The following is a 26,330-nucleotide window of genomic DNA, read 5'->3' as shown; positions in this document are numbered from 1 at the left end:
GTTGTCGGCTGGAGTGTCGTTGCTTGGTGTTAGCTACTGCGAGAACAAAGCTATGCCCGCATTGGCTGCCCTAGAGCAACACTGCAGGTTGCAAAGGCAGCCGCTGCTGTTCTCACCGTATCTGGGGAACAGCTCCGCTTACTGGGCATCCCGATCACGGCGGCAGGCAATCTTGCTTGACAAACCGTGGAGTTCAACAAACCCCTTCGCAAGGGTTTGATCGAAGGTGTCACCAGTATCGTAGGTCGCCAAATTGAAGTCATAGAGCGAGTGGTCGCTACGGCGACCATTGACTGTCACCCGCCCTTGATGGAGCACCAGACGGATATCACCGGTGACATGTTCCTGGGTGGAATTGATGAACGCATCGAGGGAGCGCTTCAGTGGAGCGAACCAAAGGCCGTCGTAGACTTCCTCCGACCAGCGGGCATCAACCAACCGCTTATAGCGTGCGAGTTCCCGCTCCAAGGTGATGTCTTCCAACGCCTGGTGTGCCGTGATGAGCACCATCGCACCCGGAGCTTCATAGACTTCCCGAGACTTGATACCAACCAGACGGTCTTCCACCATGTCTAAACGACCAACGCCCTGTGCGCCACCGCGTTTGTTGAGTTCTTCGATAGCTTCCAAAACGGTAACTGGCTTGCCGTCAATTGCCACCGGCGAGCCAGCTTTGAAGGAGATAATTAACTCATCCGGGGCGTTACCCAGTGCCGGGTCTTCGGTGTAGGAGTACAGATCCTTGGTCGGCGGATTCCACAGATCTTCCAAGAACCCTGTTTCAATGGCTCGACCCCACACATTTTGGTCAATGGAGAAGGGGGATTTCTTCGACTGCTCAATCGGCAGATTGATCTCTTCTGCAAAGGCAATAGCCTTATCTCGCGTCCAGGCATAGTCACGTGCTGGCGCAATGATCTTCAAATCTGGATTCTTATCCATAAATCCGACTTCGAAGCGCACCTGGTCGTTGCCTTTGCCGGTGCAGCCGTGGGCAACATGGGTACCGCCGAATTCTTCAGCTGCTTCCACCAGATGCTTGACAATCAGCGGACGCGAGATTGCCGAGACGAGCGGATACTGCTTCATGTATAAGCCATTGGCTTTAATGGTTGGCAAGCAATACTCTTCGGCGAATTCATCCTTTGCGTCAACCACCACTGACTCAACGGCACCGCAGTCAAGGGCACGCTGGCGCACCGATTCCATGTCTTCGCCGCCCTGCCCCAGGTCGATGGACACTGCAACGACTTCGCCACCGGTCATTTTCGCCAGGTACGGAATAGCTACAGAAGTGTCGAGGCCACCGGAGTATGCAAGTACAACGCGATCAGTCATGAAGGATCTCCTTGAGAATGTGAAAGGTAGAGAGAAACGATTAATAAAATGAAATTTGCCCAGGCGCATGGGGTACAACTTTTGCCCCAGCCACAGGTGTCACGCACTGCCGCAGCCCCTGAGCTGTCTAGCCAGGCAGCGCCGGGAAAGCGGCAGTGGGGCTGCAACCTGCCAAGGAACGAAGATGTCATACCACAACAGCAGTGGGAGTAAGTCTCCTGTTCCTCAGCAATGCTACCTGGCGACCACCATCCAATTACTCAGGTGGCAACGTTCAGTTCGGTTTCTGGCAATCACTGTAGTGTTTTATGCAGTGTTTTGCAATTTATACATCAGGTTCGGGTTGCAGCGCCCCGTCCCCTGCATTGGCAACCAAGCTGAGCGCCGCCATGCTCCTCCACAGCTGCACTAACATCGGGGCGAGCCGCTGCCGCTATTGGAATCGTCGATCAAACTTTTCCGCGAGTTGCTGACCGGAAAGGGGTTCCCGTGCCAACACGAAAATCGTGTCATCACCAGCGATAGAACCGACGACATCTTTCAATGCAGCCCGATCAATAAAACTTGCCAAATACTGTGCAGCCCCCGGCGGTGTGCGCAAGACTGCGAGCTGACCCGACGCATCCACGCTGACAAGAATGTCGTCCAAGACGCGACAAAGTTTCTCAAGTGGACCGCGAATCGCGTCAGTGGCTTGTACATCCCCATCACCCAGGGTGTAATAGGCGCGCCCCGCCCCGATACGCCGCTTTTTCGCCCCAAGTTCATCAAGATCACGGGAGAGAGTCGCCTGCGTAATATCGATGCCTTCATCAAGCAATAATTCGGCGAGGGCTACCTGCGAATGAATTTGATGAGTTTGTAGTAGCTGCACAATCCGGTCATGCCTGGTTACCTTGCTTACAGCCTGTTCTACTAGTGAACTGTCCGAATCAGTCAATGAGGTTAACTCCTTGGGGTTGGTCACGTTGCTTTTCCAGGTTCACCACCGTGCCGTTCCTGGTCGTTGAGCGGCGAGCCGGCTGCTAGCTACCCACCGGGGACGAATTCGCCTGCGCCAGGAGCCACACCATCAATGCTTTTTGCGCATGGAGACGGTTTTCAGCTTCATCAAAAACCACCGATTGCGGACCGTCGATCACGCTTGCAGACACCTCGCTGCCCCGATACGCGGGCAAACAGTGCAAGAAAATCGCATCCTCTCCGGCCTGTTGCATAACAGCGTCATTGACCTGGTACGGGGCAAAGACTGTGTGCCGATCAATGCCATCATTTTCCTGCCCCATAGATACCCATGTATCGGTAATCACCACATCAGCGCCAGCAACTGCAGCAATATCGGTTGTGATCGAGATTGATGCACCAGTTTTCGCTGCAATGGTTTGCGCCCGCTCAACATAACGGGAATCGGGATGGAATCCTTCTGGCGCAATAATGGTCATATCGACCCCAGCCATTGGGAATCCCAGCAAATAGGAGTTCGCCATATTATTTGCTCCGTCGCCGATATAGCAGGCACGTTTCCCCCGCAAACCGGCAGGTCCCTGGCCAGGGCAAAGGTGCTCGATACAGGTCACCAGGTCAGCCAAAATTTGGCAGGGATGGGTCTCATCAGTGAGCGCGTTGACGATGGGAACCGTTGCGGTTGCTGCCATCTGATCCAGGTTCGACTGTGCAAACGTCCGCCACACAATCATTGACACCATTCGACTCAGCACCGCCGCCGTATCTTCTAACGTTTCACCTTTACCAAGCTGGGAGGATCCAGCGTCTACTACGATTGCGTTACCGCCAAGTTCCGCAATACCGGCATGGAAAGAAAACCGAGTTCGGGTGGAGGTTTTATCGAATAGAACCGCCACCGACTTTGGACCGGTTAGCGGCTGGTCCCGATACGGGTCTACTTTGAGTTCTAATGCAAGTTGAAGAATCTCGGCTTGTTCTTCGGGAGTAATGGAATCGTCAGCAAGAAAATGACGCAACTGTGTACGAGGTGCAGCACTGGACATGGTGGTCTCCAAAGGGCAATGAGAGGGTTGACGTCGATAATGCAATGGGTTAGTTGGCTGGCAGTGTGGGTTTCGCCCACACCGATTTGGTGAGTGCGGCTTCCAAACGGGACAGTCCAAGTTCCAAAGTGGAGTCATCAATGGTCAACGGCGGAGTGAGGCGGATCGTTGTCTCATTCGGCGCATTGACAATCACCCCTTCTTGAAAACAGGCGGTGACAACAGATTTGGCGATCGGTTCCTCAAGCTGTACGCCGAGCATCAAACCACGACCGCGCACATGTACCACAGCTGAATGTTGTGAAAGACGCTCAACGATGCGCTCACCCAAGGAAGATACTCGAGCCAGTAGCTGGTCGTCGACCGAGTCAAGCACTACATTCGCCGCGGCACACACCACCGGATTTCCTCCAAACGTGGTTCCGTGGCTGCCCGGGGTGAACAGCGCTGCTGCCCGTCCTTGTGCAAGACAGCAACCAATTGGTAGACCTGCGCCAAGGCCTTTGGCCATCGTCACCACGTCCGGCACCACACCGTGATATTGATGTGCAAAAAACGTTCCGGTTCGCCCGATACCGGTTTGTACCTCATCAACAATGAGCAGCGCATCGAGCTCGTTGCAAAGGATCCGTAACTGTTCCAGGAAACCCTCCGGAGCAGGAATCACACCGGTTTCCCCTTGGATCGGTTCAAGGAAAATCGCTGCCACATCGTGCGGATTCATTGCAGCTAACTTCCGCAAATATTCAATGTCACCAAAAGGATAATATTCGACCCCACCGACGAGCGGGCCAAAAATATCACGCTTACCGGGCTGACCGGTCAACGACAACGCACCCATTGTCCGCCCGTGAAAGCCGTGATGAGCAGCAAAAATTCGCCGTTTACCAGTGAGCCGTGCAAGCTTGAGTGCAGCCTCATTTGCTTCCGCACCTGAATTGCAAAACAGCACCCGAGATTGGTTTGCCAGCTGAGAATCGCCCTGGCTGAACCTGTCAATAAGCTTGCGAGCAACGGTTTCTGCAGGTTCGGTAGCAAACAGATTCGATACGTGAGCAACTTTCCCAAGTTGCTTGTTTACTGCTTCCTGCACACCTGGATGGGCGTGGCCTAGAGAACACACGGCAATACCAGCTAACAGGTCAACATAGTCTCGACCATCTTCCCCGTAGAGCGTCGCACCGCTGCCGTGGGTGATTCCCAGCGGCGGCTGGCCGTAGTTGTCCATCATGAGCGTTGGCCAAGAATCCACAAGTGTCGATTGCGGCATCTGACTATTGCTTGCTGGCTGTTGTGTCATTATTTTTCCCTCAAGCCTTCCGGCCTCATCGTTGCGGCATCCGGCGTCGTTGTTTTCGACTCATCGACAAATATGTCGATAAGCCCACGTCATCAAGCTGCTGAACGTTGGCTGTTTCCTGCAAAGGTTAGTGTGTGCGGTACACGGTGCCAGGTTCGTTGTCGAAATCTTCTAACCGGGTTTTCACCATCGTGCCGATACCGCCTTCGGTAAGCAGTTCCAATAGCACTGAATGCGCAATCCGGCCGTCGATCACGTGTGCCGCGTGCACGCCTTGCGCAACTGCGTTATAACAGGATTCCATTTTTGGAATCATGCCCGAGTCCAACGTCGGTAACACATCGTTGAGCTCCCCAAGATCGATTCTGCTCACCAGCGAGCTTTGATCTGGCCAGTCAGTGTACAGTCCTCGAACATTGGTCAAGATGACGAGGCGCTCGGCACCGATGGCTGCAGCAAGTTCACCCGCTGCGACATCAGCGTTGATGTTATACACTTCACCATTTTCACCTGGCGCGATAGTGGAGACCACCGGAATCCGGCCGGCATCGATAATATCCATCAACGATGACGGATCGACGTGGGTAATGGTTCCCACTTGACCGATGTCGGTTTGTTCTCCGGCTACTTCCACCAGCCGTTTGCTAGCAGTAAATAACCCGCCATCTTCCCCTGAGCATCCAACCGCGAAAGGCCCATAGGAGTTGATTTTGCCAACCAGATCGCGACCCACCTGACCAAAGAGCACCATGCGAACCACGTCCATGACTTCCGGAGTGGTGACTCGGAAGCCGCCGGCGAATTCGCCTTTGATGCCCAGCCGGGCGAGCATTTCGTTGATTTGCGGTCCGCCACCGTGCACAACCACCGGTTTCACGCCAACTGTCCGCAAAAACACCATGTCTTTGGCGAAGGCTGCCTTCAAGTGCTCGTCGGTCATCGCGTTGCCACCATATTTGATGACAACAATTTTGCCCCGATAGTGCATAAGCCACGGCAATGCTTCACTGAGTACGTGTGCGCGTTGCGCGGGGGTCAGTTGCTCAAGTAGTTCATCGTTCATGGTGTTGAACCGCATCTTTCAGTTACTACCGGCTGCACCGAACATTCGTCGGCAGTGAGGGTGCTGACAGGGGCTGCGCTACAACGCATAGCCGCCCCTAGCTCAAGGTGGGAAAAGATTAGGTGGAATACGCAGAGTTAATTTCCACATAGGCGTGGGAAAGATCAGTGGTATAGACAGTGGCCTGCCCATTTCCGCCGGTGCCCAAGTCAACAACTACGGCAATATCTTCGCCGGAAAGATCAACTTCCCTAGCGTCATCGGTACCAGCAGAGTGCAAACACACTGCATGCTCGTTGAAGTAGACCGAAATATCATCAGGGTTCATCTCGGCATCAGCCATACCAACTGCTGCGAGCACCCTTCCCCAGTTCGGATCAGAACCGAATAGTGCGCATTTGGTGAGTGTGTCACGCCCAATGGTGCGGGCGGCACGCAACGCTTCATCGTCGGCGCGGGCACCGGTGACAGTAATAGCAATGCGCTTAGTCACCCCTTCGGCGTCTGCTTGCAACTGGTATAGCAGATCTTCGCAAGCACCCAGGAGATCTTTTTCGAACGTATGCGCATCCGGGGTGACGCCGCTGGCACCGTTTGCCAGCAAAATAACGGTGTCGTTCGTGGACGTCGAGCCGTCAACATCGAGGCGGTTAAACGTTTGCTCCACCACCCGGCTCAGTGTTGCTTGCGCAGTAGCGCTGTCGATATCAGCGTCTGTAGTAACACAGACCAGCATGGTGGCCATTGAAGGGGCAATCATTCCTACACCTTTGGCCATGCCGCCGATGGTGTAGCCTTCCCCCTTGATCATTGTCTGTTTACGGGAGGTGTCCGTGGTAAGAATCGCCTCCGCTGCCCGGTTGCCATGATCCCCAAGGCCGTCAATGAGTTCATCGGAAACTGCCAGCATTTTCTCTACGGGAAGTGGTTCACCAATAATGCCAGTAGAGCACATCGCCATAGTGTTGGCGGGAATACCAAGCTGTGCACTGTAGGCGGCAACCAGTGCTTGTGCATCTGCATCGCCCTGTGCGCCATTACACGCGTTGGCATTGCCGGAGTTATATAGGACGGCTTTCAGCTCGTGATCTTTCACCGCCGACCGGGTGATTTTCACTGGTGCAGCAATCACTTTATTTCGGGTAGTTACCGCGGCAGCCACGTACTTTGGCCCCCGGTTTACTACCAGTGCCATATCCGGTTTGCCGGAGGGTTTAATGCCGGCAGTGCCAGCAGCAGCAACAAATCCTGCAGGGGTGGTAATTCCGGTAACTGTCATAGTTGTTTCACGCGCTCCTTGCGGTAAACGAGGAAAAATGGTTGCAGTAGCAGCTTTGAGCAGAACCTGGTGAGCTGTCGAATAATGTCTGCGGACACGATACGACGGCTATCTCCTGCGCTAGCCTGCCTACTTATGGTAGTTCACTTAGCGGTGAGCTTGAGTAGGGTTTGCTCCGAACACCAGCCTGCAACTTGAAATCAGTTACCTGCAATAGCTAAGCAGAGCAGCGGTTTTCGGCAGAATTTACGGAGCCACACCAACGAGCGGTAATCCTGCTGTTTCAGGCATCCCCAGGGCCAGGTTCATACACTGCACGGCGGCGCCAGCGGTGCCTTTACACAAGTTATCGATGGCAGAAGTCACCAGCAACCGGTTTGTTTGCGTATTGACTTCTACTTGCAGGTGACACATGTTCGAGCCCACAACATGCTGAGTTTGCGGTTGCTCTCCTGCTGGCAATAGGTGCACAAACGGCTCGTCGGCATAGGCTTGGGCATAGGTTTGCCGAACCTGGTCAGGTGTGACACCTGCAGCCAATGGCGCCTGCGCTGTAGTGAGAATGCCGCGTGCGAGGGGCGCTAGCACCGGGGTGAAGGAGACAACCACAGGCTGATCGGTAAATTCTTGCAGATTTTGCACCATCTCCGGGGTGTGTCGATGTTTCCCGGCCGTGTTGTAGGCCTTGAGGGATCCCATCGTTTCTGCACCTAACATTGGAACAGAAGCTTTCTTTCCCGCCCCCGACACACCAGTAATGCTAACTATCTGAATATCTGCAGTGATCAACGAAGCGTTGACAGCTGGCCATAGGGCGAGCGTGGCACCTGTCGGGAAACAGCCAGGAACCGCCACACGCCGAGTGGTACGCAGTTGCTCTCGATGCCCAGGCATTTCGGGAATCCCATATGGCCAACTGCCCGCATAGTCGGTGTCGTAGAACTGCTCCCAGGCTTGGCTATCCCGCAGGCGGAAGTCCGCTCCACAGTCAATGATCACGACATCATCGGCGAGTTGTGCTGCGATCTGCGCCGAGTGACCGTGCGGTAACGCCAAGAAGACCACGTCATGTCCAGCAAGAACTGTTGCGGTAGTCTCTTCGATTCGGCGATCAGCAAGTGGCACAAGGTGCGGCGCAACCTCTGCCATCCGTTGACCGGCGGATGCGTGGGCGGTGAGCGCGCCGATAGTGAGCTCGCCCGAATGGTAGCTGGGGTGGGATAGCAGCAGCCGAAGGATTTCCGCACCCGCATACCCAGATGCGCCGGCAACAGCAACAGAAACAGTCATGCAGCCATCGTATCATTTATGCAACAGAGTGCAAGTTATACACTGCAAGGGTGGTGTATGTCACGAAAGATGGGGCGATAAAATGGATAAATATCCTCTTGCACGCCCCATAATAGTGAATAATTTGCATGAAAGATGGTTACCTAGGGGGTTGCCACCGCGCTTGGGTTACGGTTCGAGCTGCTGGCGAGGTTCGTTTCCGGCGGCAGTCTCCGTATCCGGCAGGGCTGCAAGCGCATCATGAAAACTGCCGAACATGGCAACCCGGCTGGTCGCGGCTTCCTGCTGGTGCGATGTGCCGCTTGTCGGATTCAGTATTGCGGCCAGGTCAGTGTTCGTCAGCGGGGTGGGATCACTCCAAGTGATCATGCGTTCACGTGCCGGAGCCGAACCTAAACCCGTCCAAGCTGCAAGCGCTACAAGCAGCAATAGTCCAGCGGCTCCGGGAAAACCGGCGATCCCCACCATCACCCCAACAACAATAAGCGCCACCGCAACTGTCAAGGCTGGAAGCCGACCCCACCCTTGCAGGCCACACACCACATATTGCTCACCGTCACGGCGACTACGCAGCAGCAGCCAACAAATCACCGCAAAGCCGGCAACAGCAATCCCAATAATTAGTGTTGCCCGCTGCCACCACGGTTCAGCATCCACAGTGAAAAGCGCCCAAACTACCGCAATTCCAATACTGCCAAGACTCAGGCCGTGCAGCACTGTAGCCAACCCTGATGCATGGCCTCGACGACGTGCTCCCCCAACTGACTCGTGCCTGGTAGTCCGCATAGCGCCCTCCATCCTTACCTTCACACCGCCGAACACCTCTGCCCCATATCCTGCCATGAGGGCACAACCCTCAGGCAAGTTCCCACCACAATCATCTAGCACCCCACCAACACCACCCGCACGGCGCACACCTCGCTAGTGCACACTCTTGGATCGACAACCATTGTTGCCAAAATGTCATGCAATCCAAGTCAAACAACGTGGCGGTTCACCGTATTTTTCCAGCGAACCGTCCACTATCACCCCGCTGAACAGGCAGTACAGCACAGGTCAGATGAATCGTTAGGGGAAGGAGCAACAAAGCAATACAATATAAGGTTATGACCCGGAAACCACGCTCTACAGCGGTGCTGGCTGTTGCTGCCGCCGCTGCCCTTGTTGCCGTCGCTACCCCTGTTGTTGCGCATTTCAATACTGATACAACAACCACGACTGAAGCCGCTGCAACGGCACAGTCCACCACAGTAGCTGCCCCTGCGGCCTCTACCACCACACCGCCGCCACCGACCGAACCGGTTGCGGAAGCACCCAGTGTGGATGAGGAAGTGGTAGCAGAAGACGAAGATTTTACCCTCGCCGATGACGAGGTTGCCGAAATCGAAGTCGATCAGGATGTCTACGCACCTGTACCGCACGCCCCCGAGGATGCAGCAACTGCACCGCAGCCGGTGACCGCCGTACAAGTTGCCAACCCGCTGAACCTTATCGGTTCGCTTACCCACACCGGATCGTTCCACATGGATGGGCCGTTTGGTGTTGGTCGTGCTGACTTTGCGCCAATGGCCTACCAGTTGCCGCTGAATCCGCCAGGTCCACAGGCCACCATGGTGCGTTGGGTCGACGGTTGGGGTGTTGCACCAGAGCATGCCCAACATGGCACACTGTACGTGCTCGGTCATGCCTGGGCACAGCAACGACTCGTGTTTAACGGCTTTGCAGAAAAAGTCGCCGCCAGCGTGAATACCAACGGCCCTGCCACCATGGTTCCGGCCTATGGCGGCGGACAGGTTCCCCGCTGGCAAACAGGCGTACTCAACGGCACCCGAATCACCATGACAGGGACCAACGGGGTACGTCGCGAATGGATTATTGATAACGCGTATTTGATCCGGAAAACAGACTCCATCAACGACGTTGAACTCAACAACGCCCACATTCCAGGTCGCATTGTGCTTATCGCCTGTGCTGTTGGCGAAGGCCGTGATCTACCATTCAACGTAATCGTCACCGGCCATCTCGCTTAAACCAGCTCACACCGGGTACGGGCCACCACACAACCCATCCCAGCAGAGCTGAACAATCCGGGTATTTCCGTGTGAACGCCGCCTCAGAAATCATCTATGTCGTGGTTTTCTGCTGGTAGTGCTCCCTGCCAACACCACCCGCTACACACGGGGTAACAAGCATCAATCTGCAAACACCACCGTCGCCACAATCTGTGGATGAACGGTGGTGTTTACTGTTGTGTCCCATAGTGAGCTATCTGCTGACACCGCACCGCCCACCCCGAACCGGGGCGCCTGAAGTCAGCTTGCAACTGCCCAAAACTCAACACACAAAAAAATTGCATCAAGTTCCGACATTCCCAAGCAAACTTTTGTGGCGGATTCTTTTACAGCTGACTTGCCAACTCCCGGGCACGGGCACTGCGTTTCGCATGTTCGTAGCGCCGCCAAGTCATGATGCGCGACCAGCGTCGTGCCACATCGCCGGACAAAGTCAGCAGCACAATCAAGTTCAACATTGGCACAATCACCGACCATGAGCCGATCAGATGTGCTTCGGTCAACTCACTCACCGCGATACCTAGCAACGGATTGATAGTTGCTAAGGCCATGGTGGTGATACGTCCAAAGAGCGAACCCATAAGGGTGTGGTATGCCGCAAGCACCAGACCAATCCACAGCACCACCTGCGCGGCGAGCACCCCGGGCGCATAATCAGCCGCAATGATCTCCCCCAAATCAAACTGCAGCAGATTCATCACCTCCAAAGCGACGATCAGCCACGCCATCACGCATCCAAGGGTTAACGTCCACGGGCGGCGTTTCCGTGTGGCTTGCTCAATAAACGGCTGCATCGTTGCCACCGGAATATCGTCATCAGGGCTAACAACTCCGCCAAGTCCTGGAACCTGTTCCGGGGATGGTGCATGATAGCCAGCCGCAGCACGCACGACTTGGTATGGCAATGTTGCCGGATCGCTGTCATGCGGTACAGCACGAACATCCAAGACTGGCAAGTTACCGTCTGTTCGAACAAGATCGCCACCGCCGTTACGAGAGTGGTAGCCGGTGGAAAAGTTCTCAATAATCCGATGCCGAGCCTCCGGATTCGCTGACTCCACACTATGAATGATGAAATCCCGCTCAATATCGATATCAGCGTCAATTTTATGGGTGATTTGCAGCGTAAATAGGGAAAAGCCTACTGCCCGGTCGTAGGTGCCAGCACCAACCCAAGCAACCTGTTCACCACCGGGGAGGTACCATCCGTCGGGGCAGCGCCAAAATCGAACATGGTGTCGTTGCGACGCATTGCCGTCGATTTCTTGCTGATATGCCAGACACTGGCGGCGGCCAAACACCAGCAGCGGGCTTACCGGTGCCTGCGGATAGGATCGGCGCAACACCGACGAGGCTACAATGCCCAACGATGACTTCAAGGTAATGTCGTCTGCCAGCGACCAACCGGCACGAGTCATCGCGGTATGAATATCCCGGGCAGTGCCATCGACTGCCAGGTTGATTGGATCACCAAGCAGACCATCACTAGTGCGAGCACGGCCGAAGAAATAGTCCGGCACATAGATGCTCGTCAACAGCGAATGAATCCTGGGCATCACCAAGTAGGCGATGATAACCCAAAACGGTATCAGCAACACCAGATGGGACCATTCGACGGAGAACGCGTCAAAGAGTACGTCGAAAGCGAAGGCTATCGTCGCGACAGTGGCTAAGAGAAAAAATCCAATATCGATCAGCTGTCCGAGCAAACCAGCCTGGGTTTGGTCATAGCGAATTTTCGCTGGTTTGTTGTACAAATGCTGAATATCCGCAGGGGTTCCCGGGGTTTGCTCGGCCATGGTACAAAATTTTATAACATGTCGTGTTTATAGCTATTTACCTGCCTCACACCACGAGCAACCACTGTCTCACGATGAAGATTGCTCCACTGCTTCCCTTAGAGCAGTGCGCCACCGAAATATCGTTTCCGCCATAAAAGGTAAGGGTGCAGTGTTTCCGGCAGCCCCGCTGCAACGAGGTGTACTGCGAAAACGCAAAACCCGGTGTTCATCGCACAACGCGACGAGCACCGGGTAGCGATATTGCACCACGCCCCGCATCAGGGGGTGGACGTTTGCTCCCAAAACACGGTCGTCCAAGCCGAATCCGAAGCGTTCGGAATCATCTGGTGTCAGCGCTTACCTTGGCTCTCAGAGAACCAGCCTGGCTAGGCACGCTGTTGCGCCCCAAATGCAGCCTCGGCAGCAGCCACCGCCTGCTGTTTGGCTTCATTGCACTCCTCATCGGTTAATGTCCGATCAGCTGCGCGGAAGCGAAGATTAAACGCCAGTGACTTCTTGCCCGCGCCGAGCCGTTCCGAAGTGTAGACATCAAACAATTCGACCTGTTCCAGCAGTGGGCCGGCGTTCTCAGCAAGAACCTGGCGCACCGACTCGGCAGGCAGTGCTTCATCAACAACTAACGCAACATCCTGTAACAGTGCCGGATATGGGCTCAACTCCGGCGCAGGCAAGCTCACCGGCGCAGTAAGCACTGGGGAAAGATCCAGCTCCATGGCACAGGTTCGCTCCGGCAGATGCAGCGCCTCAATCACCTTCGGATGCAGCTCGCCTGCATAGCCGAGCACGTCGTCACCAAAGGTGATCGCTGCACAGCGGCCAGGATGCCATGGCAGCATCTCCGCTTGTTCGACCGTGATCTGCACACCGCAGGCGCCAGCCACAATGCGGGCTGCTTCGATGGCATCACTCCAGCTGTACTGTGTTGTTGACTGTGCAGGTCCAACCGGAGCAAGCAAACCCGTACCCATTGCAGCCACATGCAATGGTTGCTGCGGCAGTGTGTGCAGCAGCTCCTTGACCTCATCGTCGGTTGGACGATGATCAGTTGCCAACATTGGGGTGCGTTCAACACTTGCGGCATGTGCCACCTGCGCTACGCCGTAGAGTGCTACATCAGTATTGCCGCGAGCAACATTTCGGGCAACGACCTCACACAGGCTTGGCAGCAAGGTGGTAGCCAATTGGCCATAGTCAGACTCGAGGGGGTTTGCTACTTTGACGGTGTTTCGCCGCGGATCGTCGGCTGCGAGATCCCACAGATCAAACACGTTATTGGCGATAAACGGTGTCGGAATAATCTCCACATAGCCGTTGTAGGCGAGGGCATGGCCGACTGCACGTCGGCGACGCTGTGCCATCGACAAACCACGACCCGATGGGGAGGTTGGTGTAATCGACGGAATGTCGTCGAGCCCTTCCAAACGAAGTACCTCTTCAACCAAATCGGCGGGCATCGTGATATCGCCCCGCCAAGTTGGTGGAGTGACGGTAAGCTCACCGTCAGTTTCGCTGATCGCACAGCCCACCTCCTGCAAGCGGCCAATTGCTGCCGACGCCGGAATTTCCTTCCCCGCGATACGTTGCGGCCGCAGCGCATCCATAGTGATCACCGGCATCGCTGGAACTTCCCCAACCAAGGTGCGTTTGCCGGTGATTGATCCACCTGCGATTTGCACCAGCAGTGATGCAGCAATATCCAACGCGACTTCGATAATCGCAGGATCAACACCCCGTTCGAAGCGGCGGGACGCTTCCGAAGTGAGCTTGTGCCGTCGGCAGGTACGGGCAACGGTGATCGGATCCCAGGAAGCTGCCTCGAAATGCACATCGGTAGTAGTTGCAGAAATCTCCGACGTGGCACCACCCATGACACCGGCAAGAGACTGCACCCCTGCATCGTCGCAGATCACCACATCTTCAGCGGACAGTTCCCGCTCTTTTTCATCCAGCGTGGTCAACCGCTCCCCCGGTTGCGCGTTTCGAACCACCAGATCACCGTGGATTTTCGCAGCGTCAAAGGCATGCATCGGCTGCCCGAGCAGCATCATCACATAGTTAGTGATGTCGGTTGCGGCGTTGACCGGCCGCTGTCCGCACAGCATTAATTCCCGCTGCATCCACAACGGTGATTCCACAGTCGGATCGATACCAGCCACAGTCACCAAACCAAACCGGCGGGCTTTCGTCGCAGGATCCAACGAGACTGCTACTTCTCCTGGCTGCCAGTCGATAGGTGCACAAGTAATTCCTGCGATCGATGGATCAGCTGCCACATCGACGTACGGCAAATCATAGGCTGAGGCAATTTCACGAGCGAGCCCACGCAACGAGAGGGCGTAGCCGCGATCCGGGGTGATATTGACATCGAATACGGTGTCGTCAAGCCCTAACAATTCATAGGCAGACGCCCCCGGTTCGGCGATTGCTGCCGGCAGCACCATAATTCCGGAATTCTGCTTGTCAGTCATTCCGAGCTCGGCGGCCGAACAGATCATGCCGTCAGAGATTTTGCCGTAGGTTTTCCGGGTGGCGATGGCAAAATCACCCGGCAACACGGTACCCGGCAAGGCAACCACCACTGTGTCACCTTCCTGGAAATTCCGGGCACCACACACAATTGACTGCAGCTCGCCGGTGCCATTAGCTTGGCCAACATTCACCTGGCAGTGCCGGATTGGTTTTTTAAAGCCAGTGAGCTCCTCAATATGTTCAACCACACCAACTACCAACGGGCCGGTGGTTTGGGGAATCGGTGCATAGCCCTCCGTTTCGAATCCGACCCGCACAAAAGCCTGGTCAAATTCTTCATCAGTAGGGGCAAAGTCGGCTGGGGCCACCCCAGCGCCCTGGAGTAGGGACAGGATCCAACGCTTGGAAATCAGCATAATCTCACAGTTTCAATACAAGAAGGGAGGGAACGGTCAAGGGAGCGTGGCAGGTGTCGTAACTGCTTGGTGGTTACAACTGTTGTTGCTCAACATGTGGCTGACCAACGATCTAAGCCTGCACCCCAAATGGGCTAGTGAAACGAATATCGCCTTCAACCATGTCGCGCATATCGGATAAACCGTTCATAAATTGCAGGGTGCGTTCCAACCCCATGCCGAACGCGAAGCCGTTGTACTCTTCAGGATCAATGCCTGCTGCGCGCAGCACATTCGGATTCACCATGCCGCAGCCGCCCCATTCAATCCAGCCGGGTCCTCCCTTTTTATTTGGGAACCACACGTCGACTTCAGCGGAGGGTTCAGTGAAGGGGAAATAGTTGGTGCGCATCCGTGTGGTGGTGCCTTCCCCAAACAGGGTGCGCGCCAGATGGTCGAGAGTGCCCTTCAAATGGGCCATAGTCAGCCCTTTATCCACGGCGAGACCTTCTACCTGGTGGAACACTGGAGTGTGGGTGGCATCGAGCTCATCGGTGCGAAATACGCGACCCGGGCAGGCGATATAGATCGGTACTTCACGCGCGAGCATGGTGCGCATCTGCACCGGTGAGGTGTGGGTGCGCAGCACTTTGCCGGAACCGTGCGGGGCGATATGGAAGGTGTCTTGCAGTGTTCGTGCCGGGTGATCCGGCAGGAAGTTCAGTGCGTCAAAGTTGAAGTATTCTGCTTCGACTTCCGGACCGTCGGCAATCTCCCAGCCCATGGCCAGGAAAATATCCGCAACTTGTTCCGAAAGTGCGGTGATCGGATGCATTGCACCGCGGCGCCGCCTGGGAGTGGCAACCGTAACATCTACTCGTTCGTCGATGAGACGCTGCGCGTCACGCTGTTCAGTGAGCACCACGTTCACTTCGCCGTAGCGTCGTTCAGCTTGGCCACGGGCAATATTGACCAGGCGGCCAGCTTCTTTGCGTTCTTCTTTCGGGAGAAAACCCAACGAGCGACGTGCCAGCGACAGGGGCGCATCGTCTCCCAGGTGATCCCGACGAAGCTGCTGAAGCTCCTCAAGATCCTTCGCATTGTCGAATGCAGCGCACGCCTTGCGGGCCAGCTCGGTTAGATTCGCTTCAGTCAGCGCAATGTCACTCACAAGCAGTACTTTCTTGTTTCTTATTGATTTGCAGATAGTTGGTTGGGCGCAAATTCGGTGTAGTGCGGTAGGTGCGGCGCATGCCACCGTTGCTGCTGCTACATGCTACCAACCCCGTGGCACCAAGTGGCAGTTCGCCCCGCCGCTAACAGCTGCAGACTACCTTGGGTTTACCTGCTTCTGGCTGTCTATGCGTTGCTTCGGCAAGCGTTACGGCTGCTTGTCGGTAACCGTGCCTAACGCACGGGCGGATTCCCAGACACAAATTGCCGCCGCCGCGGCGACGTTGAGCGATTCCACTCTCGGACTCATTGGTAGCCGTACTTGCAAGGTTGCCGAATTTGCTACCTTGTCCCGCAGTCCGTGGGCTTCGTTTCCGAATAGCCAGGCAGTCGGTGAGGCTAAGGAGGCCGATATTTTTGGATCGTGCAGGCTGTGGGGCGCGTGCAGGGTTGTCGCTACGGTGTTGATGTTGCGTCGATGCAGCTCTTCTACTAGTTCGCTGGGATCTTCCACCCGGGCAACAGGAATGGTAAAGATACTTCCCGCACTGGAACGCACTGCTTTGCCACCTTGGGGATCTGCACTGTCCCCGGCGAAAATGATGGCATCTGCGCCGAGCGCGGCAGCCAGCCGAATCAGGGTTCCACAGTTTCCGGGTTCTTGTGTGTCCACCCCCACCACAAGCAGTTGTGGATCTTCGTCGAGAATCGCATCGACCGGCTGCAGAATCGTCCGACACACCCCAAACAAACCAGGTGAAGTGACAGTGTCGGCTAGGGCATGCTTGGCCGAGTCATCGATGCGATGCACATAGGCACCGGCGCGAGCTGCTTGCTCAATGAGCTCGCGATATTCGATAAATGCTTCATCCGTTGCGAAAAGATCAAGGATTTCTCCTTGATCGGTGGCTGCCTGGAGAGCATTCGAGCCTTCCACCAGCATCTGTCCCCGCCGTTTTCGTTCGGCGGCCTTTTTCAATTTGGCTGCTTTCACGACCCGGGGGGTGCGTTTGGTGTAGTGCATCGGTGCGCTGTCTTTCACCTCACACAATCTACCGTCTCAACGGCAGCTATGCACTTCCAAGCGTTGACAAGTCTGGAGACACTGAAGTCAAGGAGTGCTAAGACAGGAAAACCCTGCACCAAGACTCGCCAGAAGTGCACCGAAAACTGGTGGTTACTTTCTGACTCGACGTGGTACAGGGTTTGTGCGATCCGCTGTAAGGGTGCATTGCACACTGTCAGCGGATGGTTCCTTCGCCTTCAGCGAAAGGGAAAAACTTATGCAGCCTTTGGCGCGTTCACATCTTCTGGCAGCGCAGCTTTCGCAGCTTCGCAAATTGCGGTGAAGGCGGCAAAGTCGGAAACAGCGAGCTCGGCGAGCATCTTCCGGTCAACTTCGATACCGGCCAGCTTGAGACCCTGGATCAGCCGGTTGTAGGTGATGTCGTTCATGCGAGCAGCCGCATTAATACGGGTGATCCACAGGCGACGGAACTGACCCTTACGCTTACGACGATCGCGGTAGGCGTAGGTCATGGAGTGCAGCCACTGTTCCTTCGCCTTCCGGTACAGGCGGGAACGCTGGCCACGGTAACCCTTGGCAGACTTCAGAATTTCGCGACGCTTCTTCTTCGCGTTGACTGACCGCTTAACACGTGCCACGGTAAAACTTCCTAACAGTTGTGGGGTAGAATGTTGTCAAAGATTGGTGTGTCTTCCCTACCGTTTGAGTTGGGCTCACACCGGCCGCTATCTGGTTGCCAGCTTATCTTTGTGGTGCTGGTCGTTATAGTGCGGCGGGAAAAGGCAATAGTTGCCAAATCGGGTTGGCTATGCCTTGCCCAGCAGACGCTTCACGCGGCGGGTGTCAGCCTTGTCAACATCCGTGGTGCCCTTCAGGCGACGGGTGCGGGTGGAAGGCTTACCTTCCAGCAGGTGGCGACGGTTGGCCTGTTCACGACGAAGTTTGCCGGAACCGGTGATCTTCACGCGCTTGGCGGTGCCCTTGTGGGTCTTCTGCTTCATGATCTTTTCTTTCGGATCGAGTTGTCTGTTCGGTTGCTGTTGGTGGGTTTCCCCGAGTCCCGGGGTGACCACCGCTGAATGTGCCGGACTAGTCACAGTGACAGCAGTGCGGAAAACACCGTCTGGCATGACCTCATCTACTACTCACAAGCTGCGAGAGTGTACAGCGCCGGCAAGAGCGCGGAAACCAACAGCGTGGGGGTTGAACACGCCCGAGGGATGGATTACTTCTTCGCTTTGCGAATCGGCCCCAACACCATCGTCATGTTGCGACCATCTTGCTTTGGCTTCGTTTCGACGACACCATATTCGGCAACGTCGTTCGCCAGTCGGTCGAGGAGTCGGAACCCCAGTTCCGGGCGTGACTGTTCACGGCCACGGAACATAATGGTGACCTTAACCTTGGAACCTTTTTCAAGGAAACGAATAACGTTGCCTTTTTTGGTCTCGTAGTCGTGGTCGTCAATCTTCGGCCGCAGCTTCTGTTCTTTGACAACAGTTTGCTGCTGGTTACGACGCGATTCACGGGCTTTTTGGGCTTGTTCATATTTGAACTTGCCATAGTCCATGATCTTGCAAACCGGCGGTTTCGCATTTGGGGCAAGTTCTACGAGATCAAGGTCGGCCTCATAAGCGATTTTGCGGGCGTCCTCAATACGAACGATGCCCACCTGCTCTCCGTCAGGTCCGACCAGTCGAACCTCGGGTACTCGGATACGCTCATTAATGCGAGCTTCAGCGCTGATGGGAACTCCTAGAGTCGAAAAACTGTGATGGTGCGCAAACTTGAGTGAAGGGTGCAGCCGAATCACCGTCTCGCATACGATGAGTCGCTAGTGCAACTAAATGGTATGCGGTGAATTGTCGGCAACACACCCTCGGTGTGCGTCCTACCGCCAACCGGAGGCGCTAGGAAGCGTGGTAATTGTGCATTCTCGCTTCCTTCGCGTCTAGACCCCACAAAAAATCCCGTACCGGGTGTTCCGGCACGGGAGATCCTGTTTCTACCTTTTAACAGGCGGCCACGAGACGCACACTATTACAGGTGCTATTGACAAGACCTGAGGTTCCTCGAAGTCTTTCGCCGATACATGCTCGCGACTGCCGCTAAATGGTGACCGTTATCCATCAACATCAGAAACTGATGTTGCGGCATCTGGTGGGAGGGATCTCCGCTTGTTACCTTCACGGGCATGATTGCATACCCGCTTCGGCGGTAGTGCGCACTACGCTACCACAGCAAGGATCGACGCATCAAATACGACTGGTTCCCTGTGATGCACCCCCGCATAGCCACAATGTCGCTACGCTTTGGCTATTGGGGGCGACTGCGCTAGGCAGAACCGTGAATCCGTACTTTCGCATTGCTTCCTCCTAAACAGTCCCAGGTATTGGGGTCTGCTATGCGCTGGCAGGCCATGTCATAGAATTCGTCTGTAACCGGGGAATACACCGCGATGGTGACATAGCCGATCTCTGGCGGCGGGTTCCCGAGGGTGTAGCCTGTTGATCGTGCGAAGGGACAAGATGTGACATCGGTCAGCGCATAGGTGTGTTCACCGCAGTCACGCCCACTAGGCTGCGGGGCGGGTGGGGTGTCCGGCGGCATCGGTACGGGATCTTCCCGCGGCTCGACTGGTGGTGTCGTATGTGGGGCGGTGGGTGACGGGGAGAACGGAGAGGTGACGGTTTTCGTCACCACAGTTGGTGACGACGAGGTTGTCGAGGGAAGAGAGGTCGTATCTGGGGTTGAGTTTGCAGTCTTAGTTGCAACATTGCTGACCGCAGGTGCATCACTGCGGGATGTTCCCCAGCCCAGGAGGAAGTATCCTGCCGCAAACAGCAAGATGAGCACAAGCAGCAGTAACCCAATAATGGTTGCAAGTGGGGTCATGCGGGTTTGTTGCATCACAATCCTCCTGAGAAAACCCGGTGTGCCGAAGGTAGTTGCTTACCTCTGCGGGTAACAAAACTGGTTGTTAACTGCGCGACAATAAGCCAGCTTGTCTCGCCACCGCGGGGGCAGGTGTCGATCAAATGTTCTTAAAGGCTCACTATAGTGTGGCGATCGTCTTCGGCGGGTAAAAAATTTTCCGGCCGCTCCAGCTATCACAGACCCCAGGGGGAAGTCGGCGGCTTCCTTCCGGCCGTGGCCACTACCCGTACACGCCACAGTAGTGCAGCAATTCCACTATCAGGTTAATGATAGGTGCACCCAGTAGCGGCCAATCATTGTCTAAACCGGCTTACAACGACCCTGGACCTATCTATATTGGGTTCATGAATGAGCCTTCCCACCCGCTACGACCTATCCCGTCGCAGCATGCAGCTATAGTGCAGCAGCTTGCAGAGATGAACCGCCAATTGCGTTTTCTCTCCCAACAGTCCGAGCGACTTGCCGTACTACTAAGTGAGATGGAACAGACCGCGACCGCATCATCGCAGTCTGCTGCATCGCATGCAGCAGTGCCGCAACCATCGCCAAACCAGCCGGGGGCTGGTTGTCCTCCTGCTTCCGTGCAGCCACGTCCAGAGTTGTTTCAACGGGAAATACAGAAATCCACAGCGGCAAATGCCCATGGTGTATCGATCGAGCCTCAGGCGGGCAGGTCAGCCGTTCCTAATCTCCCCGCCGCAAACCCACCTAGTAATGCTCACGATCCTGCCGGCCACCAGGCCATTGCTTCACCCGGGTTAGCAGGCAACTCTGGTTATCCGGCCGGTGTTAGACAACAAGGTGACCTGCAATCGTCTCCGGTGGCTGGTCACGGTTTGCCGCAGCAAAAGACCCGCAACCCGGGATCGTTTCCTGCCGAATATTTCCATCCGCCCCGGCAAAAACCGCGTTCTTTTATCTCGTTTGCCTCATTATCCCTCATCATCGGTGGTTCGCTGATTACGATTGCCGGATTGTGGGGGTTGGTGTGGTTGTCGTACCAAAATGGTTGGCTTACCCCGCAGTCGCTGGACATTATTTGTCTCGTGCTCAGTGCAGGGTTTGCCGGCGTTGGGCTTGTCGGCCAACAGGGAGGATGGTCGAAACCTGCAGTATCGGCGTGTATAACGATTGCCCTTGCCGGATGGCTTTATGCCGCAATGTGGAATCTTGTCACCGACAGGCCCGCACTGATTCCGTTGGCAGCCCTTGTGCTGTGTCTGGTGGCAATGGTGGCGCTCACCCTGTACACGTGGCGTCACGCCACCGATTTGCTGCAGTGTCTGTACTGGTTTGTGGCGTCAATCCTGTGTGGGTTTATTGTCACTATCGACGCACAGCGCATCACTGGTTCACTGGTGGCGATGGTGATATTTGCGCTGATGCTGCCGGCGCTGTGGATGATGGTGGTCATTGTGGGCCGCTGGCAGGTCTTTGATGCCAAGCTGCGGATAGGACTCATCATCCTCACTGTGGTGTGGATGCCGGCACAGTTCTGGCAATTGAGCCGAGTTGGCGAAACACTCGCTGCAGCGGTGCTGCTGCTTCTGGCAGGTGTCGGCTTTGCTGTGGCGGTGGTTCGTGGCAACCACACCCGAGTGGATCTGGTGTTGCTGTGTGTGTTTCCCGCTGAAGTGCTAGCGATACTGCGCTTGTTTGGTAGTACTCAGTACATTTGGCTTGGACTTATTGGGGCTTGCGCATATCTGTGCGCGGCAGTGTTGCTGTATCGGGATATTGCCGCCGCGGGCAGTCCCGTTACGCGGCAGTCCACCGCACAGGCAACCAGTCCGACAGCTGACACATTGCACAATCCGCCGGGTGAACAACCCGATGATGAACCCGCAAATACACCGCACCCAGCAGCAATACGGCCAGCCACTCCGGCACGGTATGGCCGCAGGTTTGGCGATACAACGACCAGTTCGCTTCGGCGCGTATCGCCATCGACGGCACACACCCAGCTGGGGCGTGCCTATATCACTGTGCTTGTGGCGACTGCTTGTGCATTACTCATGTTTGAAGAAATTCGTTTCCTTCTTCCGGCCGCACACACTTCCCCACTACCGATGCTTGGCTGGCCACGGTTAACCCACGCAATGTGCAGTATTGCCATAGCCACTGCACTGTGCTGCATTGCGCTGTGGTGGCGCCGCTGGCAGCTCCTTGGAGTCGGCACGGTACTCATGGGGCTGGTGTTTTCGGGAAGGTTTTCCCTGCAGTGGTATTCCGCAGTGCTCCATCACCAATTTCCCGGTCCGCTAAGAGGGATTGATTATTTTATCCTTGGTATTTGCATGATTGCCGCAACGATCATCATCATGCTGGTGTTATATCGCAGTTGGGCTGTTGGACGTCAACCAGCTGTGACCGCTGTGGTGTTCGCCGGTGTGGCGGCAGGCTACGCTTCCTGGTTCGGCATCGTCACCACTGTTGCCTATTGCTTCCAAAATCTGTTGGGGGTCGACCCGGCAGTGAATACCGGCGGGTATGTCATTGACAGTTGGCTGCTGCTGGTAGCTAGCTGGCTGTTGCTCTCTCGCAAAGCCCAAACTATTGCCTACAGCAGCGGTGTCGGATTTGGGATCGCCTTGCTAGCTATGGGCAAACTCCTGCTCATTGAGCTGAGCCAGGAATCCTCACTGGTTCGGGTGGTGGCCTTCTTGCTGTGTGGCATCGCCCTGCTGACAATCGGCACCCGCCGATGGAGTGTCGATCGGCGACGCAAAACCTCGGCCACCGGTGCTCCGGCTGGCACCCGTGCTGCAGCGGGTATGGGCGATCATTCTCCCGCACCGTTGGCGGATACTGCCGGCCTGCACTCTGCTGGGGCAGCATCAACCACCGCACCTGGCAGCACAGAGGACACAAACAACAGCCGATCATAGACTTTTGGCGCCGCTGTCAGAGCCCGGTCGCAGAACCTCCCAAAGCCGGTGAGCAAAAGCAGCATAACTGCAGCTGACGAGCCACACTGCGACCAACTCGCCCATCACGCAACAAGTAACCACCAAGGTGCATCAAGGAAAAGTTACAGCCCACGGTGCACCAACGGTGGACCGAAGAACCCGAAGTGCATCACAGCAAAACCAGTCACCTAACTGTGCCGCCCAGCGCACGCATGTGACGCCGACGCGGCACAAACCAAGGAAGATTTCGCACCCCACCTACTTCCGCTAAGGAACCCAGGAGACCGACGCGCTCATGGGATGCCCGCTGGTCGGGTCATTGCCGGGTTTAAGCCAACGAAGGCAGCAGCGGACGAAGATACATCCCGGTGTGGGAACCTTCCACTGCAGCAACCTGCTCCGGGGTGCCGGTAGCCACCACAGTGCCGCCGCCAGCACCACCTTCAGGCCCCATATCGACAATCCAGTCACTGGCCTTGATCACATCCAGATTGTGTTCAATCACCAGCACACTATTGCCTTTATCCACCAGCCCCTGAATCACCTTCATCAGTTTGGCGATATCTTCAAAATGCAGCCCGGTGGTTGGCTCGTCAAGAATATAGATCGTCCGCCCATTCGAGCGTTTCTGCAGCTCAGCTGCAAGCTTCACACGTTGCGCTTCCCCACCAGACAGTGTTGTCGCCGACTGGCCAAGCCGCACATACCCCAGCCCCACCTCAACAAGCGTGTTGAGATAGCGGGCAATAGCAGTGATTGGGGCAAAAAATTCGGCAGCTTCACTAATCGGCATGTCCAGCACTTCTGCGATTGTCTTGCCCTTGTAGTGAATCTCCAACGTTTCCCGGTTATAGCGGGCACCACCACACACTTCACAGGGCACATACACATCGGGAAGGAAGTTCATCTCGATTTTTAGGGTGCCGTCGCCACGGCATGCTTCACAACGCCCACCCTTGACGTTGAAAGAAAAACGTCCCGGCTTGTATCCGCGAACTTTCGCCTCCGTCGTCTCCGCAAACAGGGTACGAATCTTATCGAACACGCCTGTGTAGGTGGCCGGATTCGAACGCGGGGTGCGCCCAATTGGTGACTGGTCGACTTGCACCAACTTGTCAAGATGTTCCAGCCCTTCGACCCGGGTTACCTTGCCGGGAACTTGCCGAGCACCGTTGAGATTATTCGCCAACACTTTCGCCAAAATCTGGTTGATCAACGTTGACTTTCCCGAACCGGACACGCCGGTGACACAACACAGCACACCGAGGGGAATGTTGACATCCACTTCCCGGAGATTGTTTTCCCGCGCACCGAGGATACGCAGCTGCCGATCAGGATCGACTACTCTGCGGGCTGCGGGAACCGCAAGCTGTTTCTTGCCCGACAAATAAGCACCAGTAATAGAGGCGGCACAGTCAGTAATCCCGGAAGGGGGACCTTGATACACCACCTCACCGCCATATTCGCCGGCTTTCGGTCCGATATCAACAAGCCAATCCGCGCTGCGGATCGTTTCTTCATCGTGTTCCACCACGATCAGCGTGTTGCCGATGTCCCGAAGATGTTCCAAGGTTGCAATTAGCCGAGTGTTATCACGTTGATGCAGACCAATCGAGGGTTCATCAAGCACATAGAGCACACCGGCAAGACCGGAACCGATCTGGGTTGCAAGGCGGATACGCTGCGCTTCCCCGCCGGAAAGGGTACCGGCCGACCGGTTGAGCGACAGATAGGTCAACCCGACATCGATCAAAAATTGCAGCCGCGCATCGACCTCTTTAAGCACTGCGCCAGCGATCATCCGCTCCCGCTCACCGAGTTTGAGATCCTGCAAAAACTCGGCCGCATCGGCCACCGCCAGATCAGTGACTTCGGCGATCGATTTTTCCCCATGCTGATGGCTTGCCAGTCGCACCGCGAGAATCTCTGGTTTCAGCCGTGCACCTTGACAGGTGGGGCAGGGTACTTCGGCCATATATGACAGCATGCGGTCTTTGGTTGTTGGCGAGTCGGAATTTTCCAACTTGCGAGTGATATAGCCGATGACCCCTTCAAATGCGGCATTGTAGTGCCGCATCCGGCCATAACGGTTTTTAAAACTCACCGCGACTTTATGCCGTGAACCATGCAGCACTGCTTTGCGCTGTGGTTTCGTCAGCTTTTCGAATGGGGTTTCCGGCGAAAACTCCATAGCAGCTGCCAAGCCTTTTAGCAGGTTTTGGAAATAGGTTTGGTTAAAACCCGTGTTCCAAGGAGCGATAGCGCTCAGCAGCGGCGCCGCCGGATCAGGCACCACTAAATCAACGTCGACCTCCAGTTTTGTGCCGAGCCCGTCGCAGGCAGGGCAGGCTCCGTAGGGGCTGTTGAAGGAAAAAGAACGCGGCTCTAATTCGTCAATAGCTAACGGATGCCCGTTTGGGCACGACATTTTCTCCGAGAATCGCCGTTGCCGTTGCGGATCGTCAGCTGCTAAATCAACAAAGTCAATCACCACCACCCCGTCAGCTAACTGGAGGGCAGTTTCAACCGAATCCGTCAACCGGCCTTGCGCAGAAGGTTTCACCTTCAACCGGTCAATGACCACGTCAATATCGTGTTTCACTTGTTTTTCTAACACTGGCGGATCGGTGAGTTGAATCTGTTCACCATCAACAATCGCCCGCACATAGCCTTGTGCTGCAAGTGAGGAAAACAGTTCGACGAATTCCCCTTTACGGGTCCGCACCACCGGTGCCAGCACTTGAAAACGAGTTCCCTCTGCAAGGGCAAGGATCTGGTCGACGATCTGCTGCGGAGTTTGCCGCTCGATGGTGGCGTCACATTCCGGGCAGTGCGCGGTGCCTGCCCGCGCATACAGCAGACGCAGATAGTCGTAGACTTCCGTGATCGTGCCGACGGTGGATCGTGGGTTTCGGTTCGTCGATTTTTGATCGATCGATACCGCCGGCGACAGCCCCTCAATAAAGTCGACATCTGGCTTGTCCATCTGCCCGAGGAATTGGCGTGCATACGACGATAACGATTCAACATAGCGGCGTTGGCCCTCGGCGAAAATGGTGTCGAAAGCCAGCGATGATTTCCCCGACCCGGACAGGCCGGTAAAGACGACCATTTTCTCCCGGGGCAGATCAATATCGACCCCTTTGAGATTGTGTTCACGAGCGCCACGCACTATTAACCGGTCAGCCACCTTGTGGATTCCATCCTTGCTGTGTCAGCAGTTTGCTACGGGTACAGCCGCTAGAAAAGCTGATGCCAGCGGATCCA

19 protein-coding genes are annotated in these 26,330 nt (G+C 55.7%); 2 read left to right on the top strand and 17 right to left on the bottom strand.

The genetic code is table 11. From position 1 onward, the window contains the following. Window positions 1-138 precede the first annotated feature (138 nt). The 8 genes from CCHOA_RS04855 to CCHOA_RS04820 form a co-directional block, all read right to left on the bottom strand. The gene (locus CCHOA_RS04855; protein ID WP_123927611.1) at window positions 139-1,338 is read right to left on the bottom strand and encodes an argininosuccinate synthase; all 1,200 of its coding nucleotides are present in this window, start codon (window positions 1,336-1,338) and stop codon (window positions 139-141) included. Window positions 1,339-1,771: 433 nt separating this feature from the next. Then, window positions 1,772-2,278, bottom strand: a complete 507-nt coding sequence (locus tag CCHOA_RS04850; RefSeq protein ID WP_123930843.1) for an arginine repressor — start codon at window positions 2,276-2,278, stop codon at window positions 1,772-1,774. A gap of 85 nt (window positions 2,279-2,363) precedes the next feature. After that, window positions 2,364-3,347 carry an ornithine carbamoyltransferase gene (gene argF / locus CCHOA_RS04845; protein ID WP_123927607.1) on the bottom strand — a complete coding sequence of 328 codons (984 nt, stop codon included), beginning with the start codon at window positions 3,345-3,347 and terminating at the stop codon, window positions 2,364-2,366. 49 nt (window positions 3,348-3,396) lie between these two features. Further along, entirely contained in the window at window positions 3,397-4,647 is a 1,251-nt protein-coding gene (locus CCHOA_RS04840; RefSeq protein ID WP_377740082.1) for an acetylornithine transaminase, read from the bottom strand. A gap of 127 nt (window positions 4,648-4,774) precedes the next feature. After that, the gene (argB, locus tag CCHOA_RS04835) at window positions 4,775-5,710 is read right to left on the bottom strand and encodes an acetylglutamate kinase (RefSeq protein ID WP_123927604.1); all 936 of its coding nucleotides are present in this window, start codon (window positions 5,708-5,710) and stop codon (window positions 4,775-4,777) included. A gap of 118 nt (window positions 5,711-5,828) precedes the next feature. Continuing rightward, complete coding sequence (gene argJ, locus CCHOA_RS04830; protein WP_123927602.1) at window positions 5,829-6,989, bottom strand: bifunctional glutamate N-acetyltransferase/amino-acid acetyltransferase ArgJ; 1,161 nt, start codon at window positions 6,987-6,989, stop codon at window positions 5,829-5,831. A gap of 246 nt (window positions 6,990-7,235) precedes the next feature. After that, complete coding sequence (gene argC, locus CCHOA_RS04825) at window positions 7,236-8,279, bottom strand: N-acetyl-gamma-glutamyl-phosphate reductase (protein WP_123927599.1); 1,044 nt, start codon at window positions 8,277-8,279, stop codon at window positions 7,236-7,238. 168 nt (window positions 8,280-8,447) lie between these two features. Then, entirely contained in the window at window positions 8,448-9,065 is a 618-nt protein-coding gene (locus tag CCHOA_RS04820) for a hypothetical protein (protein WP_123927596.1), read from the bottom strand. Between the two features lie 320 nt (window positions 9,066-9,385). On the opposite strand from CCHOA_RS04820, the gene CCHOA_RS04815 reads away from it, so the two are divergent. Continuing rightward, window positions 9,386-10,309, top strand: a complete 924-nt coding sequence (locus CCHOA_RS04815) for a sortase (protein ID WP_123927593.1) — start codon at window positions 9,386-9,388, stop codon at window positions 10,307-10,309. Between the two features lie 368 nt (window positions 10,310-10,677). Here CCHOA_RS04815 and CCHOA_RS04810 read toward each other — a convergent pair whose 3' ends face one another. The 8 genes from CCHOA_RS04810 to CCHOA_RS04775 all read right to left on the bottom strand — a co-directional run bounded on the left by CCHOA_RS04810 (window position 10,678) and on the right by CCHOA_RS04775 (window position 20,130). Next, the gene (locus CCHOA_RS04810; protein WP_123927590.1) at window positions 10,678-12,150 is read right to left on the bottom strand and encodes an LssY C-terminal domain-containing protein; all 1,473 of its coding nucleotides are present in this window, start codon (window positions 12,148-12,150) and stop codon (window positions 10,678-10,680) included. Window positions 12,151-12,518: 368 nt separating this feature from the next. Then, window positions 12,519-15,038 (bottom strand): phenylalanine--tRNA ligase subunit beta, encoded by a 2,520-nt coding sequence (gene pheT, locus CCHOA_RS04805; protein ID WP_123927586.1) that lies wholly within the window; start codon window positions 15,036-15,038, stop codon window positions 12,519-12,521. Between the two features lie 112 nt (window positions 15,039-15,150). Then, a complete protein-coding gene (gene pheS, locus CCHOA_RS04800) occupies window positions 15,151-16,188 on the bottom strand; it encodes a phenylalanine--tRNA ligase subunit alpha (protein WP_123927583.1) in 1,038 nt (345 codons plus the stop codon). Window positions 16,189-16,398: 210 nt separating this feature from the next. Next, complete coding sequence (locus tag CCHOA_RS04795; protein ID WP_245992200.1) at window positions 16,399-17,232, bottom strand: TrmH family RNA methyltransferase; 834 nt, start codon at window positions 17,230-17,232, stop codon at window positions 16,399-16,401. 239 nt (window positions 17,233-17,471) lie between these two features. Then, entirely contained in the window at window positions 17,472-17,855 is a 384-nt protein-coding gene (gene rplT, locus CCHOA_RS04790) for a 50S ribosomal protein L20 (RefSeq protein ID WP_123927580.1), read from the bottom strand. Between the two features lie 168 nt (window positions 17,856-18,023). Beyond that, on the bottom strand, window positions 18,024-18,218 hold the full coding sequence (rpmI, locus tag CCHOA_RS04785; protein WP_123930834.1) for a 50S ribosomal protein L35: 195 nt from the start codon (window positions 18,216-18,218) through the stop codon (window positions 18,024-18,026). A gap of 224 nt (window positions 18,219-18,442) precedes the next feature. After that, window positions 18,443-19,021: a translation initiation factor IF-3 gene (gene infC, locus CCHOA_RS04780; RefSeq protein WP_123930831.1), complete on the bottom strand. Its 579-nt coding sequence runs from the start codon at window positions 19,019-19,021 to the stop codon at window positions 18,443-18,445. 530 nt (window positions 19,022-19,551) lie between these two features. Next, window positions 19,552-20,130, bottom strand: coding sequence for a hypothetical protein (locus CCHOA_RS04775; RefSeq protein WP_123927577.1), 579 nt, complete (start codon window positions 20,128-20,130; stop codon window positions 19,552-19,554). A 368-nt stretch (window positions 20,131-20,498) separates the two neighbouring features. Between CCHOA_RS04775 and CCHOA_RS04770 the strand changes: the two genes are divergently transcribed. Beyond that, entirely contained in the window at window positions 20,499-23,042 is a 2,544-nt protein-coding gene (locus CCHOA_RS04770) for a hypothetical protein (RefSeq protein ID WP_123927575.1), read from the top strand. Between the two features lie 349 nt (window positions 23,043-23,391). Here CCHOA_RS04770 and uvrA read toward each other — a convergent pair whose 3' ends face one another. Next, window positions 23,392-26,253, bottom strand: coding sequence for an excinuclease ABC subunit UvrA (gene uvrA / locus CCHOA_RS04765; protein ID WP_123927572.1), 2,862 nt, complete (start codon window positions 26,251-26,253; stop codon window positions 23,392-23,394). Window positions 26,254-26,330 lie beyond the last annotated feature (77 nt).

Source organism: Corynebacterium choanae, assembly GCF_003813965.1.
In the GTDB taxonomy this organism is placed as follows: domain Bacteria; phylum Actinomycetota; class Actinomycetes; order Mycobacteriales; family Mycobacteriaceae; genus Corynebacterium; species Corynebacterium choanae.
This window is presented reverse-complemented; position numbering and strand designations above follow the sequence as displayed.

What these genes read in the sequence shown, in the direction of transcription:
- CCHOA_RS04855 (WP_123927611.1), bottom strand. Translation starts at nt 1,338, where the DNA reads ATGACTGATCGCGTTGTACTTGCATACTCCGGTGGCCTCGACACTTCT.
- argF (WP_123927607.1), bottom strand. Translation starts at nt 3,347, where the DNA reads ATGTCCAGTGCTGCACCTCGTACACAGTTGCGTCATTTTCTTGCTGAC.
- CCHOA_RS04840 (WP_377740082.1), bottom strand. Translation starts at nt 4,647, where the DNA reads ATGACACAACAGCCAGCAAGCAATAGTCAGATGCCGCAATCGACACTT.
- argB (WP_123927604.1), bottom strand. Translation starts at nt 5,710, where the DNA reads ATGAACGATGAACTACTTGAGCAACTGACCCCCGCGCAACGCGCACAC.
- argJ (WP_123927602.1), bottom strand. Translation starts at nt 6,989, where the DNA reads ATGACAGTTACCGGAATTACCACCCCTGCAGGATTTGTTGCTGCTGCT.
- argC (WP_123927599.1), bottom strand. Translation starts at nt 8,279, where the DNA reads ATGACTGTTTCTGTTGCTGTTGCCGGCGCATCTGGGTATGCGGGTGCG.
- CCHOA_RS04820 (WP_123927596.1), bottom strand. Translation starts at nt 9,065, where the DNA reads ATGCGGACTACCAGGCACGAGTCAGTTGGGGGAGCACGTCGTCGAGGC.
- CCHOA_RS04815 (WP_123927593.1), top strand. Translation starts at nt 9,386, where the DNA reads ATGACCCGGAAACCACGCTCTACAGCGGTGCTGGCTGTTGCTGCCGCC.
- CCHOA_RS04810 (WP_123927590.1), bottom strand. Translation starts at nt 12,150, where the DNA reads ATGGCCGAGCAAACCCCGGGAACCCCTGCGGATATTCAGCATTTGTAC.
- pheT (WP_123927586.1), bottom strand. Translation starts at nt 15,038, where the DNA reads ATGCTGATTTCCAAGCGTTGGATCCTGTCCCTACTCCAGGGCGCTGGG.
- rpmI (WP_123930834.1), bottom strand. Translation starts at nt 18,218, where the DNA reads ATGAAGCAGAAGACCCACAAGGGCACCGCCAAGCGCGTGAAGATCACC.
- CCHOA_RS04770 (WP_123927575.1), top strand. Translation starts at nt 20,499, where the DNA reads ATGAATGAGCCTTCCCACCCGCTACGACCTATCCCGTCGCAGCATGCA.